Annotated in this window: 16 protein-coding genes; 7 read left to right on the top strand and 9 right to left on the bottom strand. The window is 73.1% G+C overall.

Translation table 11 applies throughout. The features are described from left to right. Nucleotides 1–2: 2 nt before the first annotated feature. Together ACLE50_RS16870 and ACLE50_RS16865 are read right to left on the bottom strand one after the other, a co-directional pair. Nucleotides 3–3,104: a BTAD domain-containing putative transcriptional regulator gene (locus ACLE50_RS16870; protein ID WP_410944521.1), complete on the bottom strand. Its 3,102-nt coding sequence runs from the start codon at nucleotides 3,102–3,104 to the stop codon at nucleotides 3–5. A gap of 58 nt (nucleotides 3,105–3,162) precedes the next feature. Then, nucleotides 3,163–3,996, bottom strand: coding sequence for an LLM class F420-dependent oxidoreductase (locus ACLE50_RS16865; RefSeq protein WP_410944520.1), 834 nt, complete (start codon nucleotides 3,994–3,996; stop codon nucleotides 3,163–3,165). 226 nt (nucleotides 3,997–4,222) lie between these two features. On the opposite strand from ACLE50_RS16865, the gene ACLE50_RS16860 reads away from it, so the two are divergent. Further along, nucleotides 4,223–4,921, top strand: a complete 699-nt coding sequence (locus ACLE50_RS16860) for a L,D-transpeptidase (RefSeq protein WP_410944519.1) — start codon at nucleotides 4,223–4,225, stop codon at nucleotides 4,919–4,921. Between the two features lie 92 nt (nucleotides 4,922–5,013). Here the strand turns inward: ACLE50_RS16860 and ACLE50_RS16855 are convergent, their stop codons facing one another. After that, nucleotides 5,014–6,366, bottom strand: coding sequence for a dipeptidase (locus ACLE50_RS16855; RefSeq protein WP_410944518.1), 1,353 nt, complete (start codon nucleotides 6,364–6,366; stop codon nucleotides 5,014–5,016). 90 nt (nucleotides 6,367–6,456) lie between these two features. Here ACLE50_RS16855 and ACLE50_RS16850 point away from each other — a divergent pair, with 90 nt between their 5' ends. Next, nucleotides 6,457–8,133, top strand: a complete 1,677-nt coding sequence (locus ACLE50_RS16850) for a fatty acyl-AMP ligase (protein WP_410944517.1) — start codon at nucleotides 6,457–6,459, stop codon at nucleotides 8,131–8,133. A gap of 28 nt (nucleotides 8,134–8,161) precedes the next feature. Here the strand turns inward: ACLE50_RS16850 and pth are convergent, their stop codons facing one another. The 4 genes from pth to glmU form a co-directional block, all read right to left on the bottom strand. Continuing rightward, on the bottom strand, nucleotides 8,162–8,782 hold the full coding sequence (gene pth, locus ACLE50_RS16845) for an aminoacyl-tRNA hydrolase (protein WP_410944516.1): 621 nt from the start codon (nucleotides 8,780–8,782) through the stop codon (nucleotides 8,162–8,164). Beyond that, complete coding sequence (locus ACLE50_RS16840; RefSeq protein WP_410944515.1) at nucleotides 8,779–9,468, bottom strand: 50S ribosomal protein L25/general stress protein Ctc; 690 nt, start codon at nucleotides 9,466–9,468, stop codon at nucleotides 8,779–8,781. The genes pth and ACLE50_RS16840 overlap by 4 nt, the downstream gene beginning before the upstream one ends. Nucleotides 9,469–9,687: 219 nt before the next feature. Further along, complete coding sequence (locus tag ACLE50_RS16835; RefSeq protein WP_410944514.1) at nucleotides 9,688–10,668, bottom strand: ribose-phosphate diphosphokinase; 981 nt, start codon at nucleotides 10,666–10,668, stop codon at nucleotides 9,688–9,690. Beyond that, entirely contained in the window at nucleotides 10,665–12,302 is a 1,638-nt protein-coding gene (gene glmU, locus ACLE50_RS16830) for a bifunctional UDP-N-acetylglucosamine diphosphorylase/glucosamine-1-phosphate N-acetyltransferase GlmU (protein WP_410944513.1), read from the bottom strand. The genes ACLE50_RS16835 and glmU overlap by 4 nt, the downstream gene beginning before the upstream one ends. A gap of 330 nt (nucleotides 12,303–12,632) precedes the next feature. Here glmU and ACLE50_RS16825 point away from each other — a divergent pair, with 330 nt between their 5' ends. Further along, nucleotides 12,633–13,076: an OsmC family peroxiredoxin gene (locus ACLE50_RS16825; protein WP_410944512.1), complete on the top strand. Its 444-nt coding sequence runs from the start codon at nucleotides 12,633–12,635 to the stop codon at nucleotides 13,074–13,076. A 151-nt stretch (nucleotides 13,077–13,227) separates the two neighbouring features. On the opposite strand, the gene ACLE50_RS16820 is transcribed toward ACLE50_RS16825, so the two are convergent. Continuing rightward, complete coding sequence (locus ACLE50_RS16820) at nucleotides 13,228–14,199, bottom strand: Dyp-type peroxidase (RefSeq protein ID WP_410944511.1); 972 nt, start codon at nucleotides 14,197–14,199, stop codon at nucleotides 13,228–13,230. Nucleotides 14,200–14,272: 73 nt separating this feature from the next. Here ACLE50_RS16820 and ACLE50_RS16815 point away from each other — a divergent pair, with 73 nt between their 5' ends. From ACLE50_RS16815 to ACLE50_RS16805, 3 genes are read left to right on the top strand one after another with little or no spacing between them, the layout of a single operon-like run. After that, complete coding sequence (locus ACLE50_RS16815) at nucleotides 14,273–14,863, top strand: GNAT family N-acetyltransferase (protein WP_410944510.1); 591 nt, start codon at nucleotides 14,273–14,275, stop codon at nucleotides 14,861–14,863. Continuing rightward, the gene (locus tag ACLE50_RS16810; RefSeq protein WP_410944509.1) at nucleotides 14,857–15,264 is read left to right on the top strand and encodes a hypothetical protein; all 408 of its coding nucleotides are present in this window, start codon (nucleotides 14,857–14,859) and stop codon (nucleotides 15,262–15,264) included. The genes ACLE50_RS16815 and ACLE50_RS16810 overlap by 7 nt, the downstream gene beginning before the upstream one ends. Beyond that, nucleotides 15,261–15,650: a hypothetical protein gene (locus tag ACLE50_RS16805; protein WP_410944508.1), complete on the top strand. Its 390-nt coding sequence runs from the start codon at nucleotides 15,261–15,263 to the stop codon at nucleotides 15,648–15,650. The genes ACLE50_RS16810 and ACLE50_RS16805 overlap by 4 nt, the downstream gene beginning before the upstream one ends. Before the next feature lie 187 nt (nucleotides 15,651–15,837). Here the strand turns inward: ACLE50_RS16805 and ACLE50_RS16800 are convergent, their stop codons facing one another. Next, entirely contained in the window at nucleotides 15,838–16,149 is a 312-nt protein-coding gene (locus ACLE50_RS16800) for an ArsR/SmtB family transcription factor (RefSeq protein WP_410944507.1), read from the bottom strand. A gap of 49 nt (nucleotides 16,150–16,198) precedes the next feature. On the opposite strand from ACLE50_RS16800, the gene ACLE50_RS16795 reads away from it, so the two are divergent. Continuing rightward, nucleotides 16,199–17,626 carry an MFS transporter gene (locus ACLE50_RS16795; protein WP_410944506.1) on the top strand — a complete coding sequence of 476 codons (1,428 nt, stop codon included), beginning with the start codon at nucleotides 16,199–16,201 and terminating at the stop codon, nucleotides 17,624–17,626. The last annotated feature ends 566 nt before the right edge of the window (nucleotides 17,627–18,192 follow it).

The following is an 18,192-nucleotide window of genomic DNA, read 5'->3' as shown; positions in this document are numbered from 1 at the left end:
GGTCAGGGGACCGGCGGGGTGCTCCGCGGAGTGGCCCGGCCGCGCTCGTACGCCGCCTCGGTGGCGTCCGGGCCGAGCCGGGCCAGCACACCGTCGCGGGTCGAGACGACGTCCGGCCGGCCCAAGTGCAGCATCCCGCGCCGGTCGAGGGCCAGGCCGAGCAGCTCACCGGCCCGTTCGGCGTCGCCGGTGAGCAGGGCCCAGCGGGCGACGGACTCGGCGACCTGGGCCAGCACGGGGCCGTCCTCGCTGGCGGCGGCCGTCTTGGCCGCGGCCTCGAGCCGGTCGCGGGCCTCGTCGTAGCGGCCGAGGTCGGTGAGCGCGGCCCCGGCCACCTGGTGCACGACCGCCTGCCGCTGGGTCCGGCCGGGACCGTCGGTGACGGCGCCCTCGGTGGCCGCGATCAGCTCAAGTGCCAGACCGGGGTTGCCCAGCACGCGTTCGATGTCGGCACGGAACCAGGTCAGCCAGGTCCCGGCACCGGGTGCGGTGACGTCGTGCAGGTTCTCCTCCGCCAGCCGCAGCTGCTCGCGGGCACCGGCCTCGTCGCCCTCGCGGGCGGCGAGCGATGCCAGCTGCAGCCGGTACTGCGGGACGTCGTCGACGTTGCGCAGCGCGTCGGCCAGCGCGACCGCCTCGGTGTAGGCGGCGCGGGCCGCGGTCCGGTCCCCGGCCTGGTCCTCCAGCTCACCGAGGGCGAACGTCGTCATCCCCAGTCCGAACCGGTCGCCGGCCAGGGTGAACAGCTCGTGTGCGCTCCGCAGGCAGCGGCGCTGTGCCTGGAGGTCGCCGACGTTCTCGGCGTGCACCGCGGCCACCTGCCCGGCAGCGGCGCGCAGCCACGGGTCGCGGGCCGGGTCGTCGAGCAGGGCCAGCAGCTCGCCCCGGTCACCGGTGGTGAACGCGTGCGCGGTGGGCCCGACGAGCTCCACCACCGGATGCCACGGCCGTGCCAGCTCCGTGCGCATCGCGGTGACCGCGGCGACCTCGGTGTCCGAGGCCATGCGGTCGTCGTAGGAGGCGGTCGTCACCGCGTGCATCGCGCGGTTGAGCGCGCCCGCCGGGCTCACCGGTGGCGGGAGCCGGGCGATGACGCGTTCGATCCAGCCGACCATCGTCGTCATGTCGCCGCGCATCACCCAGCTCCACAGCAGTGCGGCGAGCAGCCGGTGCGCGTGGTCGGTGGCGCCGTCGGCGACGGCGCGTTCCAGCGCGCGCACCGCCTCGCCCTCGATCCGCCGCACGACGACGAGCTGGTCGAGCTGCTCGGGGCCGCGCAGCCGCGGTTCGCCGGGCTCCAGCACGGCGAGTACGTGCACGGCGTGCGCGCCGACGACGGCGTCCCGGTCGTCGGCGGTCTCCAGCCGGGCCGCGGCGTACTCGCGGATCGTCTCCAGCATCCGGTAGCGGGTCGGCCCGTCGGCGTCCGGGACCGTCACGACCAGCGACTTCTCCACCAGCGCGCCGAGCACGTCGAACGCGTCCGGCAGGCCGGGGCCCGCGCAGACGGCCTCGACGGTCCGGGCGTCGACCGCGCCGGCGAACACCCCGAACCGGGTCGCGAGGGTGTCCTCGGCGGGGGAGAGCAGCTCCCAGCTCCAGTCGACGACCGCGCGCAGCGTCTGGTGCCGCGGCAGGACGGTCCGCGCCCCGCCGACGAGCAGCCGGAACCGGTCGGCCAGACGCTCGGCGATCTCCTCGGGCTCCATGCTGCGCACCCGGGCCGCGGCCAGCTCGATCGGCAGCGGCTGCCCGTCGAGACGCCGGCAGATGTCCCGCACGACGGCGGTGTGCCGGTCGAGCGCGAACCCGGGCCGGACGGCGGCGGCGCGCTCGGCGAACAGCCGGGTGGCGTGGGCGTCGTCGAGCGCGCCGAGCGGGTGCAGCACCTCGCCCGGCACCCCGAGCGGCTCCCGGCTGGTGGCCAGGACGACCAGGCCCGGCACGGTCGTCAGCAGCTCGTGCACCAGCTCGGCGGCGGCGTCGATCAGGTGCTCGCAGTTGTCGAGGACCAGCACCAGCTCGCGGCCGGACAGTGTCGCGCGCAGCCGGGCCAGGAGGTCCGGGCCGCCGAGCTCGCCCAGTGCCAGCTCGGCGCCGCCGACGGCGTGCAGCACCGTCGCGACGACCTGGTCGGCGCCGGTCAGCGCGGCCAGCTCGGCGACCGCCACCGGCCGCTCCAGGTCCCGGAGGGCCTCGGCGGAGAGCCGGGTCTTGCCCGCGCCGCCCGGCCCGGTGACCGTGACCAGCCGGGACGTGGCGACGAGGTCGCGGAGCCGGGCCAGGTCGTCGTCGCGGCCGACGAACGAGGTGAGCGCGAGCGTCCGGGGCCGGGACGGGGTACGCGCCGGCGCCGCGGGTGCAGGCGCGGGGGACGCAGGCGCGGTGGAGTCGTGCAGCAGCTCGGTCCGTGCCCGCCGCAGCTCCGGCCCGGGGTCGACGCCGAGCTCGTCGGCCAGCGCGGCACGGGTCCGGTCGAGGACGGCGAGCGCGTCGGCGCGGCGCCCGCCCGCGTGCAGTCCGCGGGCCAGTGCGACCGCGGTGGTCTCGCGCAGCGGCTGCTCGTCGAGGATCCCGGTCAGCGTGTCTCGGCCGGCGTCCGGGACACCGGAGGCGAGCCCGCGCGCGGCCAGCTCCTCGGCGACGGCGGCCCGGGTGTCGGCGAGCCGGGCGGCGGCCGCGTCGGCGAACGGCAGCTCCCGCAGCCCGCCCAGCGCGGGGCCCTGCCACAGCCCGAGGGCCTCGGTGAGCAGAGCCCGGGCACGGTCGTCGCCGGGCTCGGCGGCCGCGGCCCGGCGCAGTGCGGCGAACCGCAGCGCGTCGACCTCGTCGGTGCCGACGTCGAGCAGATATCCGCCCGACGACGATCGCACCCGGTCCGCACCGAGTGCACGCCGCAGCCGCGAGGCCAGTGACTGGAGCGCGTTCGCCGTCGACGGTGGGGTGGCGCCCCACAGCGCGTCGACCAGGGTGGCCGCGTCGACCACCCGTCCGGCGTCGAGCGCGAGGCGGGCCAGCAGCCCCTGCACCCGCGGCCCGGCGGGCAGCAGCTCGCGCCCGTCCGCGTCGCGGACGGAGACGGGGCCGAGCAGCCGGATCGACATCGCGGCCATTCTGCCCGGGGCACGTCCCCGGCGCGGCGCCGTGACCCCCCGGGGACTCTCAGCCGCCTGCCTGCTCCTTGACCTTGGCCAGCTCGTCGAGCTTTGCGAGCGTTTCCGACTCCGGCAGCGTCGGGAGCATGAAGGTCACCCGCTCGACGCCGGCATCGGCGTACCCGGCGACCGCGTCCGGGTCGGCGGGGGCGGCGAACACCGTGGTGGGCACGTCGGGCTTGCCGCGCTCGGCCAGGTCGGCGCGGACCCGGCGGATCTCGTCGAAGGTGGTCTGGCCGCGTGGCAGCCAGCCGTCGCCGACCTCGACGAGCCGGTTCAGCGCGGCCTCGCTCTCCCCGCCGAGATAGATCGGCGGGTGCGGGTCGCGGGCCGGCTTCGGCCACGCGTAGGACCGCTCGATGTCCACGTGGTCGCCGTGGAACTCGGCCTCGTCCTCGGTCCACAGCGCCTTGAGCGCCTTGAGCTGCTCGGTCATCTTCTTGCCGCGGGTGCGCGGATCGGCGCCGTGGTTGCGCATCTCCTCGCGGTTCCAGCCCGCGCCGACGCCGAAGAGCAGCCGGCCGCCGGAGATCAGGTCGAGGCTGGCCGACTCGTTCGCCGTGTGGATCACGTCCCGCTGCGGCATCAGCACGATCCCGGTGCCCAGCAGCAGGTCCGTGGTCACGCTCGCCATCGCCGACAGCGTGACGAACGGGTCGAGCGTGCGGTAGTAGACCCGCGGCAGGTCCCCGCCGCCGGGGTAGGGCGACTCCCGGCTCGTCGGGATGTGCGAGTGCTCCGCGAGGAAGACCGAGTCGAACCCGCGCTCCTCGAGCGCGCGGCCCAGCGGCGCGGGGCGGATGCCCTCGTCGGTCACGAAGGTGGCGATTCCGAACCTCATGAAGGTGCGGTACCCGCCCCGGCGCCCGGGCATGCCGGACAGGCGTTCCGCCCGGGGACCGCTCGGCGACAGCTGATTGCAGAGCGATCACGATCCGCGACTTGAGACCCTGGCGGGGCATACGATCCGGTGATCCGGGACGGGCCCTTCGGGGCGGCCCCCGGCCCGGCGCGAGGGGCTGATCGCGCAATCCCGTCGTGCCTGTGCTCAGTCCCGGAGTGTATTCGTGTCCTCCTCGTCAACGTCCCGTCGCCCGGCCACGCTGGTCGCCGCCGTCCTGATCCCGATCATCCTGGTCTGCGGGCTGATCACCGCGGGTGTCGCCTCGGGCTCCTCGACACCGACGAGTGCCCCGATGGTGCGAGGCGCCCTGCCCGGCGTCGCCGTCGCCCAGAGCCGCATCCCGGCCATGACCGTCTCCGGCGACGGCGTCGACCCGTCCGCCGCCGACTACACCGCCGCCGCGTCCCGTGCCGTGACTCGCGAGGTCGCACGCGCCGAGGCCGAGCGGAAGGCCGAGGAGGCCCGGAAGAAGGCCGAGGAGGCCCGCCGGGCGGCGGCGAAGAAGGCGTCCGCGGCGCCGTGCGAGCCGACGGTGAAGGCCTGCGTGAGCCTGTCCCGGGGCAAGGCGTGGATCACCGACGGCGCCGGGACGACCGTCTTCGGCCCGTTCTCGGTGCTCGGCGGCCGCTCCGACGAGCCCACGCCGGTCGGCACGTTCTCGGTGTCGATGAAGGACGCGAACTATCACTCCCGCGAGTTCGACGCGCCGATGCCGAACTCGGTGTTCTTCTTCCCGGGCGTCGCGTTCCACCAGGGAAGCCTGTCGCGGGCCTCGGCCGGGTGCCTGCACCTGTCCCGCGGTGCGTCGGCGACGGTGTTCTCGATGCTCAACCCGGGCGACAGCGTCCAGGTCCTGCCCTGACCCTGCGCTGACTGGACTGACTGCACTGACTGCGCGGACCGCGCTGACTGGGCTGGGGCCGCCGCCCGGGACGCCCCGGGCGGCGGGCCTGCTCAGCCGGCGAGGCGCTGCAGCAGCAGGGCCTCGGCGAGCACGCCCTTGCCGAACATGCCCAGGTGCAGGCTCTCGTCGATCCCGTGCCAGCGGCTGGCCGGGTCGCCGACGCCGGTCACCAGCACCGCCGCGCCGGGGAAGGTCCGCGCGAACTCGGCGATGAACGGGATCGAGCCGCCGATGCCGGTCTCGACGGCGGTCTCGCCGTAGGCGGAGGAGAACGCGGTGCGGGCGTGGTCGTAGACCTCGCCGGTCGAGGACAGCGAGAACGGTTCGGCGACGCCGGAGCCGGACTCGACCTCGACGTGGGCGCCCCACGGCACGTTCGCCGTCAGGTGCTCCGCCAGCGCGGCCTGCGCCTCCTTCGCGTCCTGGCCGGGGGCCAGGCGCATGCTCACCATCGCCCGCGCCCGCGGCAGCAGGATGTTCGCGGCCTCGGAGACCTTCGGCGCGTCGATGCCCAGTACGGCGACGGCCGGCTTGTGCGTGACCCGCTCCGGCACCGAGCCGGTCCCGATCAGCTCGACGCCGTCGAGCAGCCCGGCGTCGGCGCGGTAGGTGTCCTCGTCGACGTCCGGGGCGTCCGACGAGCCGGTGACCAGGCCGGGGACGGCCACGTCGCCCTTGTCGTCGTGCAGCGTCGCGAGGCCGCGGCACAGCGCGGTCAGCGCGTCGCCGATCGGGCCGCCGTAGACCCCGGAGTGCACCGGGCGCTCCAGCATCCGCACGTCGACGACGACGTCGACCAGCCCGCGCAGGCTGGTGGTCAGCGCCGGGACGTCGACGGAGGGGTTGGCCGCGTCGGCGATGACGATGACGTCCGCGGCGAGCTTCTCGTGGTGCTCGGCCAGCAGAGCGCTCAGAGTGGGGGAGCCGGACTCCTCCTCGCCCTCGATGAACAGCGTGACCCCGACCGGCGGCCGGCCGCCGTAGGAGCGCAGCACCGCCAGGTGGGTCATGACGCCGGCCTTGTCGTCGGCGGCGCCGCGGCCGTAGAGCCGGCCGTCGCGCTCGGTCGGCTCGAACGGCGGGCTGGTCCACTCGTCGTCCCCGCCGGTGGGCTGGACGTCGTGGTGGGCGTAGAGCATCACCGTCGGTGTGCCCTGCGGGCCCGGCCAGTGCGCGACGACGGCCGGTGCCCCGCCGTCGGCGGAGAGGATCTCGACCGACGCGGCGCCGGCGTCGCGGGCCAGGGCGGCGACGGCGTCGGCGGAGCGCCGGGTGTCCTCGGCGTGGTCCGGGTCGGCCCAGATGCTGGGGATGCGGACCAGCGCCTCCAGGTCGGTGCGTGCGCCGGGCAGCACCCCGGTGACGGCGTCGGCGATCTCGGCGGGAACCTGCTGCTCGGACATGGTGCGCGATGCTACGCCGGGCCGGGACCGCCGGAATCGTGTGCCGCTTCCCGCCCGCACGAGGCGGCCTCCGCCCGTACGCTGCGGGGCATGTCCCGCTTCCTGGCGACGCTGCTGGAGTCCGCGACCGGTCCCGACCGCGACGCCCGGGGGATGACGACCGGTGAACCGCACGAGCCGGTCCGCCGGACCTGGGCGGAGATCCACCGCGCGGCGCTGGGCGCGGCCGACGCGCTGCGCCGCCCCGGCCCGTCGGGGGAGCCTGTGCTGCCGGACGGTGCCGCCGTCGGTGTCCTCGCCGGGGAGCCCGCGCAGATCGCCCCGGTGGTGCAGGCGGTGTGGCTGTGCGGTGGCAGCGTGACGATGCTGCACCAGCCGACGCCGCGCACCGACCTCGCGGTGTGGGCCGAGGACACCGTCGCCACTCTCGACATGATCGGTGCGGCGACGGTCCTGCTCGGACCGCCGTTCGACGCGCTGGCCCCGGTGCTGACCGAACGCGGCGTGCCGTTCCGGATGCTCGCCGACCTCGACGGCGACCCCGCCGCGGTGACCGCGTCCGCGGACGTCGCCGGCGAGGACGACACCGCGTTGCTGCAACTCACGAGCGGGTCGACCGGCAACCCGAAGGCCGTGCGGATCACCCACGCCAACCTCGACGCGAACATCGCCGCGATGGTCGCCGCGTCCGAACTGGACGTCGCGCGGGACCGGATGGTGTCGTGGCTGCCGCTGTTCCACGACATGGGGATGGTCGGGTTCCTGACCGTGCCGATGACCGTCGGCCTGGAGCTGGTGTCGGTCACCCCCGCGGACTTCCTGACCCGGCCCCGGCTGTGGGCCGAGCTGATCTCGAAGTACGGGGGCACGGTCACCGCCGCCCCCAACTTCGCCTACGCCGTGCTGGCCCGCCAGCTCGTCCGGGTCGACGACGGCGCGCTGGACCTGTCGACGCTGCGGATCGCGCTCAACGGCGCCGAGCCGATCGACCCGGCCGCGGTCGCCGCGTTCACCGACGCCGGTGCCCGGTTCGGGCTGCGGCCGGGTGCGGTGCTGTGCGCCTACGGGATGGCCGAGACCGCGCTCGGGGTGTCGTTCGCGCCGGTCGGGGCGGGGCTCGTCGTGGACCGGGTGGAGGCCGACGCGCTGGAGGAACACCACCGCGCCGAACCCGCGGCGGAGCGCCCGGCGCGGGAGTTCCCGGAGCTCGGCCCGCCGCTGCCCGGGATCGAGGTGCGGGTGACCGGCTCCGACGGCGCACCGCGCGGGCCCCGCGAGGTCGGCGCGCTGCAGCTGCGCGGGCGCGCGGTGACCCCCGGCTACCTCACCGTCGACGGGCCGGTCGCCACGCAGGACGCCGACGGCTGGTTCGACACCGGCGACGAGGGCTACCTGACCGAGGCCGGTGCGGTCGTCGTCTGCGGGCGCACCAAGGACGTGATCATCATGGGTGGCCGCAACATCTACCCGACCGACATCGAGCGGGCCGCCGGCGCCGCCGACGGGGTGCGGGCGGGCAACGTCGTCGCGGTCCGGGTCGCGGCGGGGGAGGGCCGCGGGCGGGAGTCGTTCGCGATCGCCGTGGAGGCCAAGGGCGCGGACACCGAGGAGGCGGTGAAGGCGATCCGCGACGACGTCGTGCGCCGCGTCGTCTCGGCGGTGGGGGTGCGACCGGCGGAGGTCGCGGTGCTCGCGCCGGGCAGCCTGCCCAAGACCCCGTCCGGGAAGCTGCGCCGCGCGGCGACGGCGGAGCTGATCACGCCGTAGCGGGGGACGGAGAGCCCGCCGGTGGGCGTCAGCCCGAGAGCGGGTGGAAGCGGTTCTGCGCGGTCTCGAGGTCGCCGGACAGCAGCGCCTCGGCGGCGTCCGCGGCGAGGTCGAGGCCGAAGTCGAGTTCCTTGTTCTCCGCGCCGGAGAACCGCTTGAGCACGTAGTCCGCGGGGTCCTGACGGCCGGGCGGGCGGCCGATCCCGAACCGGACCCGCAGGTAGTCCTTGGTTCCCAGTGCCTTGCTGATCGAGCGCAGGCCGTTGTGCCCTCCCTCGCCGCCACCGCGCTTGAGCCGGACGACACCGAAGTCGAGGTCCAGCTCGTCGTGGATCACGATCAGCTCGGTCGGCGGGATCGAGAAGTACTTCAGGAGCCCGGCGACCGGGCCGCCCGAGACGTTCATGTACGTCCGCGGGACGGCCACGGTCACCGGCCTGCCGGCGAGGCGGCCCTGCGCCACGTCGGCGTTGGTGCGCTTCTGCACCGAGAACCGGCCCGCGCCGGCCCGCGCCGCCAGCAGTTCGGCGACGCGGGTTCCGACGTTGTGCCGGGTCCCGGCGTACTCCGGGCCCGGGTTGCCCAGGCCCACGACCAGGGCGGGGCCCGGTGCGGGAACGGCCCCTGCGGGGCCCGGAGCGGGACTCACTTGTCCGAGTCGTCCTCGGAGGAGTCCTTCGCCTCGTCGGAGGACCCGGCGGAGTCGGCCTCGGCGGCCTCCTCGTCGTCCGAGGGCTCCTCGACGACGCCGGCACCCTCGGTGTCGACCTCGGCCTCGAGGTCCTCCTCGGTCGGCGCCGCGACGACCTGGACGACCAGGTACTCGGGGTCGGTGCGCAGCTCGACGCCCTTGGGCAGGACCAGGTCCGAGGCGTGCAGCTGGGTGCCGATCTCGGCGTCCTCGACGGAGACCTCGATCTGCTCCGGGATGTTCAGCGCGTCGGCCTCGACCGTCACGGTGTTCATGTCCTGGGTGACCAGGGAGCCCGGGGCGGCGTCGCCGGTGACGACGACGTCCAGCTCGACCTCGACCTTCTCGCCACGCTTGATGACGAGCAGGTCGACGTGCTCGACGTAGGGCAGCAGCGGGTGGATGACCACGGTCTTGGTCAGCGCGAGCTGCGGCTTGGAGCCGGCGACGTCGAGCTCGAGGATCGCGTTACGGCCCTGCTCACGCACGACCGCGGCGAACTCCAGCGACGGCAGCGACAGGTGGACCGGGTCGGTGCCGTGGCCGTAGAGAACGGCGGGGATCTTGCCGGCGCGGCGGGTGCGGCGGGCGGCGCCCTTGCCGAACTCGGTCCGGGTCTCGGCGGGGATGCGGGTCTGGGCCACGGGAGTTGCTCCTCGAAGATCTGCGGTGTTCAGGCGCGCGGCGAGGAGCCGACCGGGATCGGCCCACGTCGATCACGGCGGGTCAGTGGTGCACCCGCCCTCGCCGCGGAATGGTCCGAGTCTACGGGACCGCCCCACTACACCCCCGGGCCGGGCCCTGCAACGACGAACGGCGCCCCACCGGGTGGTGGGACGCCGTCCGTGGTCGTGCGCGGGCGCTCAGGCGTTTCCGTCGAACAGGCTGGTGACCGAGCCGTCCTCGAAGACCTGGTGGATCGCCTCGGCGAGCAGCGGGGCGATCGGGAGCACGGTCATCCCGTCGAAGCGCTTCTCCTCCGGGATCGGCAGCGAGTCGGTGAAGATGACCTCCTCGGCGCCGCAGGTGGACAGGCGCTCGATGGCCGGGCCGGACAGCACGCCGTGCGTGGCGGCGACGAGCACCTTGGCCGCGCCCTGCTCGCGCAGGACCTTGACCGCCTTCGCGACGGTGCCACCGGTGTCGATCATGTCGTCGATGACCACGCAGCAGCGGCCCTCGATGTCACCGACCACACGGTTCGCGACGGCCTCGTTCGGCTTCAGCGGGTCGCGGGTCTTGTGGATGAACGCCAGCGGGGTGCCGCCGAGGGTGTCCGCCCAGCGCTCGGCCAGCCGCACACGGCCCGAGTCGGGGGAGACGACGGCGAAGTTCTCGTCCGGGCGGGTGTCCTTGATGTACTGGGCCAGGACCGGCAGGGCGAACAGGTGGTCCACCGGGCCGTCGAAGAAGCCCTGGATCTGCGCGGTGTGCAGGTCGAGGGTCAGGATCCGGTCGGCGCCTGCGGTCTTGAACATGTCCGCGACCAGGCGGGCCGAGATGGGCTCGCGGCCGCGGTGCTTCTTGTCCTGGCGCGCGTAGCCCCAGAACGGCATGACGGCGGTGATCCGCTTGGCCGAGCCGCGCTTGAGCGCGTCGACCATGATCAGCTGCTCCATGATCGCGTCGTTGATCGGCGCGGAGTGCGACTGGATCACGAACGCGTCGCTGCCCCGGACCGACTCCTCGAAGCGGCAGAAGATCTCGCCGTTCGCGAAGGAGTACGACGCCTGCGGGGTCACCGTGACGTCCAGCTCCTTGGCGACCTGGTCGGCCAGCTCGGGATTGGCCCTCCCCGAGAAGAGCATCATGTTCTTCTTCGGCGTGCCTGCGATCGCGCTCACCGTGCGGTGCCTCCTCGGCTGAGGTCCTTGTTGTCCCCGGTGTTCTTCCCGGGGGCGGACCGGTGCGGGTGCGGGCCGCCGTTGCCGGCGGGGTCCGTCGTCTGGGATTCGGTTGTTCCGGCCGGGGTCGCCCCCGCCCGTCCGGCCGCCTCGGCGGCCGCGGTGCCCGGTCGCTTGCGCGGCACCCAGTTCTCGATGGTGCGCTGTGGCCCACCCGACACCGCGAGCGCCCCCGGCGGGACGTCGTCGCGGAGCACCGTGCCGGCGCCGGTGTAGGCGCCGTCCCCCACCGTGACGGGGGCGATGAACATGGTGTCGGAGCCGGTCCGGACGTGCGAACCGACGGTCGTGCGCTGCTTGCGGACGCCGTCGTAGTTCACGAACACCGACGAGGCGCCGATGTTGCTCATCTCGCCGATCGTGGCGTCCCCGACATAGGTCAGGTGCGGCACCTTCGTGCCTGCCCCGATGTCGGAGTTCTTCACCTCGACGAACGTGCCGATCTTGCCGCGCTCGCCGAGCGTCGCGCCCGGGCGCAGGTAGGCGAACGGGCCGACCGAGGCGTTCGCGCCGATCTCGGAGTCCGAGCCGTGCGTGCGGACCACCGTGGCCCCGGCGCCGATCACGCACGAGGTCAGCGTGGTGTCCGGTCCGACCTCGGCGCCCTCGCCGACGGTGCAGGTGCCGTGCAGCTGGGTGCCCGGGTGCAGGACGACGTCGGACCCGAGCTCGACCTGCACGTCCACCCAGGTGGTGGCCGGGTCGACGACGGTGACGCCCGCGAGCATCCAGCGGCGCAGCACCCGGCGGTTGAGCTCGGCGCGCAGCTCGGCGAGCTGGACGCGGTCGTTGACGCCGCGCAGCAGCCACTCGTCGGGGCACTGCACGGCGTGCACGCCGCGGTCCGCGGCGGCCGCGGACTCGACGAGGTCGGTGAGGTAGAGCTCCTGCTGCTCGTTGTGCGCGGCCAGGCCCCGCAGGCCCTCGCGCAGGAACGCGGCGTCGAAGGCGTAGACCCCGGAGTTCACCTCGGTGATCGCGCGCTGCTCGGGCGTCGCGTCGGCGTGCTCGACGATCGCGGTGACCGCGCCCGAGGCGTCCCGAACGATGCGGCCGTAGCCGGCGGGGTCGTCGGGGGAGCAGGTGACCAGGCTGACCGCGGCACCGGCGGCCTCGTGCTCGGTGACCAGCGCGGACAGGGTCGCGGTGTCGAGCAGCGGGACGTCGCCGTAGGTGACCAGGACGGTGCCGGTCAGGTCCTCGGGCAGTGCGGTGAGCCCGCAGCGGACGGCGTCGCCCGTGCCGAGGCGCTGCTCCTGCACCGCGGTGGCGACCGGGCGGTCCAGCTCTGCGGCCAGGTCGGTGACGGCCTGCTCGACGGTCTCGCGCTGGTGGCCGACGACGGCGACCAGGTGCTCGGCACCCAGCCCGCCCGCGGCGTGCAGGGCGTGGCCGAGCATGCTGCGCCCGCCCAGGGAGTGCAGGACCTTCGGGGTCGCCGAGCGCATCCGCGATCCGGCGCCGGCCGCGAGTACGACCGCGGCGGCGACGCGCGGCGATGCCGGGCCGGGGTGGGACGCCGAGGGGCCGGTTCCGGCTCCGTCGCCGCCGGGCCCCTGCGGGGCTTCGGGCATGTTCGCTTCCTCCTGCTGCCGTTCGCCGCGGGAAGTTCCGGGCCGGTGCCCGGTGCCGGTGTCCGCGGACGGGGCACGCGGCGGACCGGCGTCCGCGCCGGTACGGGATCGTACGGGCCCCGGTGCGGACCTCTGCGCGCACCGCGCGGGCGTTTCGTGTGGCGCGCGCGGTACCGCGGCCGGCCGGCCGGTCGTCCGGGGGCGGTTTCGCCCGCGCGGGGATCGGGAACTGCTTGGGCGGCAACGCTGCCGCCCCGATCGGTCGTGCGCGATCGATCGGCGGTGCGCACGTCATGGACACTGCGCAGATCATGGATACGAGGAGGAACGATGCCCACCCGTAACGCCCGCACCGCCTGGAACGGCTCCCTGGAGCAGGGCTCCGGCCAGGTCGAGCTGTCGAGCTCCAAGGTCGGCACCTACGAGGTCAGCTTCCCGAAGCGCGCCGCGGACGACGCCGGCGGCACCACCTCGCCGGAGGAGCTGATCGCCGCGGCCCACTCGGCCTGCTACGCGATGCAGCTCTCGGCCAACATCGCCGAGGCCGGCGGCACCCCCGAGGCGCTCGAGGTGAACGCCGCGGTCTCGCTCGGCCCGGACGAGGCCAAGGGCGGCTTCAAGCTCACCGGCATCACCCTCACCGTCCGCGGCGAGGTCTCCGGCCTCGACGAGGCGGGCTTCGAGAAGGCCGCGCAGGCGGCCAAGGACGGCTGCCCGGTCTCCAAGGCGCTCACCGGCGTCGAGATCAGCCTGGACGCCAAGCTCGAGGGCTGAGAGACGCCCCGGGCCGAGACGCCCCGGGCCACGGTCCCGCGGGCACGTCCCGCAGAACGGCGGACGGCCGGGTCGCACCCCCGTCGGGGGGAGGTGCGGCCCGGCCGTTCGTGTGTGCGGGACCGGTGTCCTGCGGCGGAGGTACGGCGGGTCAGTCGCCCAGGCCGTCGAGCACCGCCTTGGCCGGCACGAAGTAGGTCGAGCCGGTGACCGCCGTCGAGTAGTCGAGGATGCGGTCGTGCAGCGGCGGCGGGTCGCCGATGAACATGCGCTCCAGCATCTTCTCGGTGACCCACAGGTGGCGGCTGTAGCCGACGAAGTAGGTGCCGTACTCGCCCTTGCCGGGCGAGGCGAACGGCATGTTGTCGCGCAGGATGTCGTGCTCACCGGCGTCGTCGGTGATGGTGCAGAGGGTCTTGTGCGACTTCTGGCCCTCGGTGGCGTCGGGCAGCTCGACGTTGTCGAACTTGGTCCGCCCGATGATGTCCTCCTGCGTCTCGGTCTTCTCGCCGCGCCACTTCGCCATGTCGTGCAGGTACTTCTGCACGACGACGTAGCTGCCGCCCGCGTGCTCGGCGTCCTCGGAGCCGACCAGCGTCGCCTCCGGGCGGTCGCCGCCGTCGGGGTTGGCGGTGCCGTCGAGGAACTCGAGCAGGTCGCGGCCGTGGAAGTACCGGAAGCCGGTGACCTCGTCGGCGGTGCTCACCGAGTCGCCGAACGCCTCGAAGAGGATCTTCTCGAACTCGACGATCAGGTCGGCCGACTCGGCGCGCAGGTGGTAGAGCAGGTCACCGGGGGTGGAGACCGCGGTGTGGGTCTCCCCGGCGATCTCCTTGAACGGGGCCAGCTCGGCCGGCGGCTTGGTGCCGACGAGCTGCTCCCAGACGCGGTGGCCGATGCCGACGTTGCAGCTGAACGGGCGGCCGTCGGCCCGGATGCGGACGTTCTTGATCAGATCGCCGGTGCTCGCGACGACGGAGCGGGCGGTGTCCATCGCGGCGTCGCCGTCGTTGATCGTGAGGACCAGGAAGGCGGCGGCCGCGGTCAGCGGACCGTCGACGTCCTGCGGCTCGGGGGCAGGATCGGACGTGGTGGGCGTGGTGGTGTCAGTGGAGTGGGACACGCGGCCGGAGAATAGTCGTGTCCGGCGGGTTCGCCCACCTCAAGCGATCGGCGGCCGTGCCATGGTCTCGGGCATGGTCGAGAGGCGCCTCCGTACCGAACGGCTCCTGCTGGTGCCGCTGGCCGACCGCCACCTGGATCTCGAAGTCGGGCTCGACGCGGATCCCGAGGTCCACCGGTACCTCACCGGCCGGGCGCAGACCGCGGCCGAGACCGCGGCCGCGCACGCCCACCGGCTCGCCCGCGCCACGCAGCTGCCGGGCCTCGGCTTCTGGACGGCGTTCACCGGCGGTTGCGGTCCGCCGGCCGACGAGGGCGCCGGCGAGTTCGTCGGGCTGATGATGCTTCCACCGGTCGCGACGCCGGAGCGCTTCCCCGGTGAGGCGGTCGCCGAGCTGGGCTATCGGCTGCTCCGGCGGTTCTGGCGACAGGGGCTGGCCGGCGAGGCGTCCCGTGCGCTGCTGGACCACGCGTTCGGTACGGCCGGGCAGGACCGCGTGGTCGCCGACACCATGGCGGTCAACACGGCGTCCCGGGCGACGATGCGCAGCCTCGGGATGCGGCACGTCCGGACCTTCTGGCCGGACGTCGACGAGCCGCTCCCCGGAGCGGAGTTCGGCGACGTCGAGTACGAGATCACTGCGCGAGAATGGCGGACATGGTGACCGGGCCCGGGCGTCGCGGGGGAGTGGCCGACTGGCGCCTGTACGTCGCGGTCGCGCTCACCGGGGTGCTGCTGGTCGTGGTCTGGATCAGCACCTGGACGCCCTACCTGCGGGTGTGCGAGCAGGCCCCGGACGGTGCCGGTGAGGTCTGCCGCCCGCTCGGAATCGGCGACGCGGCGGTGTGGCTGACCCTGCTGGTGGCGCTCGCGTTCGCGGCGCCCTACGTCCAGAAGTACGTCAAGCGGATCGGCATCCCGGGCGTCGGCGAGGTCGAGACGCAGGAGACGCTGCCGCCCGACGAGGACGTCGCCGAGGAATTCAAGGCCGTCGACGCCAAGGCGGCGGAGTATCGTCGATGGCTGCAGGACCAGGCACGACAGCGCGAGGAGGACCAGTCGTGACCGAGCTTCCGCCGGACCTGCCGGACGAGTCCGCAGGCGCCTCCCCGGACAAGTTCAGCTACATGAGCCACCTGCTGCGCATCGGGCCGGAGCTGGACCGCGTCGTGCAGGCCGCCAAGGGCAATCTGACCTCGCACCAGATTCCCGACGGCTGGTTGAAGTCCCTCGCCCGGAAGGGCCGGGACTCGCTGCCGTCGGAGGCGCTGCAGCGCTGGTACGCATTGTTCGCCGACGAGATCTCGACGGTGTTCCGGGCGATCAACACCGTGCGCAGCGACGCCTACATCAGCGCGAGCAATGCCGCGGCGGCGGTGGAGATGGCGCGGAAACTGCTGGACCTCGCGCGTGAGGCGGCGGTCGTCCATCAGGGGTCACGCGGTCGCTGACCTGCCGCACGCCGAGCGGTCGCGTGTCTTGGGGTCACGTCCTTGTGCCGCCGACGGCCAGGCCGCTTGAAGTCGTGCCTGAGGGTTGTGGCGTTGTTCGCGTCGGACCGGCCTCTGAACTTTCACGACTGCAGTGCCCAGGGGGCAGCTCCGCTCCCGCTGACACCGGCCGGCTGCCCCCAGCGGGTCATCCGGCCGGTCGGATCGCGACGCCGTCGCGGAGTTCACCGATGACGGCAGTGACTGCGACGAGCGCGTCCGGTGCGACCGAGTAGCAGATCTGGGTTCCGCGACGGCGGGTCGTGACGAGGCCCGCCTCACGGAGCACCTTGAGGTGCCCGCTCACTGTGGGCTGCCGGATGCCGAAGACGTCGGCGAAGTCGCAGGCGCACGTCTCGGGTTCGGCGGCAAGTCGTCGCATGATCCCCAGGCGGACTGGATGGCCCAGGGCTCGCAGGCGACCGGCCAGCTCCGCGTCCTCGTTCGGCACGGTTGACATCCTATCGGCAACCCGCTCTATAGTCACCTTCCTAAATAGGGAATCGACGATGAAGGGTCTGGTGATGAGCGAGTTGGTCGATGGCGAACCGGGCAGTTGGCGTCAGTTGCTCTCCGGCTCGAACCTGCCTGTGATCGTGGTGCTCGCCGGCGGCGTGGCGTTGTACGCGATCAACGTCTATCTAGCGTCGAGCCTCTTGCCCTCGGCCATCGTCGAGATCGGGGGCGAGCGCTTCTACGCCTGGAACACCACGGTCTTCCTCCTTGCCTCGGTTGCATCGTCGGTTCTGGTCACACGGGCGATCGAGGTGCTGGGTGGGCGTCATGCGTACTTGATCGCTCTCGGTTTGTTCGGGCTCGGCAGCGTGGTCTGTTCCCTGGCGCCTTCGATGGCCGTCCTGCTCGTCGGCAGGGGAGTGCAAGGCGTCGGCGGGGGACTACTCGCAGGTCTTGCCTACGGGATGATCCAGTCTTCACTGCCCGAGCCGGTGTGGTCACGTGCAGTCGCGATGACCTCTGCGATGTGGGGCGTCGGCACGCTCATAGGCCCCGCGCTCGGTGGAGCGCTGGCCGAGTTCGCGTCGTGGCGGATCGCTTTCGGCACTCTCGTCGTCGCATGTTCGACCCTCGCCGTGATCGTCCCTCGGGCACTGAGCAGAGGACGCCCGCAGGCCGGTGCCGAACCGGTCCCGATGGTCTCGGTGGTCATCGTGATGCTCGCGGCGCTGGTGGTCAGCGTGGTCAGCGTGGTCGGCACGCCATGGCTGAGTGCGATCGGCGTCGTCATCGGGGTCGTACTCCTCGGTGCGTTCCTACGCCACGAACGCCGAACTCGGTCCGGCCGTGTGCTCCCCGCCAGCATGTTTCGTGCTCGCTCTCCACTGGGATGGATCTACTTGACCCTCGCCCTGCTGGCGATGGGATCCCAGATCGAGGGCTTCGTCCCGCTCTTCGGGCAGCGTCTGGCCGGGCTGGCGCCGCTCGCCGCAGCGTTTCTCGGGGCTGTCTCCGCAGCGGGCTGGGCTCTCGCGCAGATCGTCAGCTCGAACGCTGACGCTCCTCGCTCGGCCGACCGGCTGAGCATCGCCGGCCCTGCCGCGCTGACCGCCGGACTGCTTGCCTGCACGTTCCTCGTCCACGACAACATCAGTGGCATCGGGCTCATCGTGTGGATCGTCGCCCTGCTCATTGCCGGAGCCGGCATCGGACTGGCCTGGCCGCACCTGTCGACCGCCGTCTTGCGAGTCGGTGGACAGTACGGCGATGGAGCAAAGGCTGCAGCCGCCATCAACAGCATCCAGCTCCTGGCCAACGCGTTCGGCGCAGCTTTCACCGGAGTCCTGGTCAATCTGGCTTCAACCGATGCCGGATCGGCACGATTGCTGTTCCTGGGAGTGGCCGTGCTGACCGCGCTCGGCATCGTGACCGCTTTCCGGGCCACGAGTGCCGACACCACCACGTCCGCTGACGGTGGTTGACGTTTGGACCGTCGCAGTGATGGTGGTGACCTCGGTCCGTGACGCTCCTTTGCCGAGCGGGTGGTTGAGGGTCGGCCAGGCCGAGGCCCGTCGACCGGGTCCTGCTCCGCCGCCAGGATTCGAGCCCGGACCATCGGAACCGAATCCTGGCAGTGGTCGGCTCCGACGCATGTCGCGGCGGGTCAGCGCGCGGGGTTTGTCTAGGACTGCCCGCGATGGACCGCCTCAGGGCCCGCCGACTGATGTCGGTTAGTGATGTCAGGCTGCGCCTGCCCACTTGCCAGAGCCATCCCGGAGACCAGCCTGCCAGCGCACCACTGCCCGGCACGTCGAGAGACAACCATTGCTATGGTTGTGACCATGTGGCTCCTCCTCGTCAAGCGCCCGCGGACCGCCTGAAGCGGCGCACTCCGCCGGTCGGCCTCTGTGCGCCGATCGGCCTCTCACGCGTGTCGACGTGGGCCCGGTGTAGAAGTGTCGCCGCGTTCCCTCCTGCAAGATCAGGGACGGCGCCACCGTGCAATCGAACTGTTCCGGCCACACGGCCGGTTCTTCATCCTCATCCT

Source organism: Pseudonocardia phyllosphaerae, from assembly GCF_046546475.1.
Classification (GTDB): Bacteria; Actinomycetota; Actinomycetes; order Mycobacteriales; family Pseudonocardiaceae; genus Pseudonocardia; species Pseudonocardia phyllosphaerae.
Note: the sequence above shows the minus strand (reverse complement) of the source record. Positions and strands in the feature narration are given on the sequence as shown.

Excerpts from the sequence above, each read along its gene's own strand:
- ACLE50_RS16870 (WP_410944521.1), bottom strand. The coding sequence starts at position 3,104 with ATGTCGATCCGGCTGCTCGGCCCCGTCTCCGTCCGCGACGCGGACGGG.
- ACLE50_RS16865 (WP_410944520.1), bottom strand. The coding sequence starts at position 3,996 with ATGAGGTTCGGAATCGCCACCTTCGTGACCGACGAGGGCATCCGCCCC.
- ACLE50_RS16855 (WP_410944518.1), bottom strand. The coding sequence starts at position 6,366 with ATGTCCGAGCAGCAGGTTCCCGCCGAGATCGCCGACGCCGTCACCGGG.
- ACLE50_RS16850 (WP_410944517.1), top strand. The coding sequence starts at position 6,457 with ATGTCCCGCTTCCTGGCGACGCTGCTGGAGTCCGCGACCGGTCCCGAC.
- glmU (WP_410944513.1), bottom strand. The coding sequence starts at position 12,302 with ATGCCCGAAGCCCCGCAGGGGCCCGGCGGCGACGGAGCCGGAACCGGC.
- ACLE50_RS16825 (WP_410944512.1), top strand. The coding sequence starts at position 12,633 with ATGCCCACCCGTAACGCCCGCACCGCCTGGAACGGCTCCCTGGAGCAG.
- ACLE50_RS16815 (WP_410944510.1), top strand. The coding sequence starts at position 14,273 with ATGGTCGAGAGGCGCCTCCGTACCGAACGGCTCCTGCTGGTGCCGCTG.
- ACLE50_RS16810 (WP_410944509.1), top strand. The coding sequence starts at position 14,857 with ATGGTGACCGGGCCCGGGCGTCGCGGGGGAGTGGCCGACTGGCGCCTG.
- ACLE50_RS16800 (WP_410944507.1), bottom strand. The coding sequence starts at position 16,149 with ATGTCAACCGTGCCGAACGAGGACGCGGAGCTGGCCGGTCGCCTGCGA.
- ACLE50_RS16795 (WP_410944506.1), top strand. The coding sequence starts at position 16,199 with ATGAAGGGTCTGGTGATGAGCGAGTTGGTCGATGGCGAACCGGGCAGT.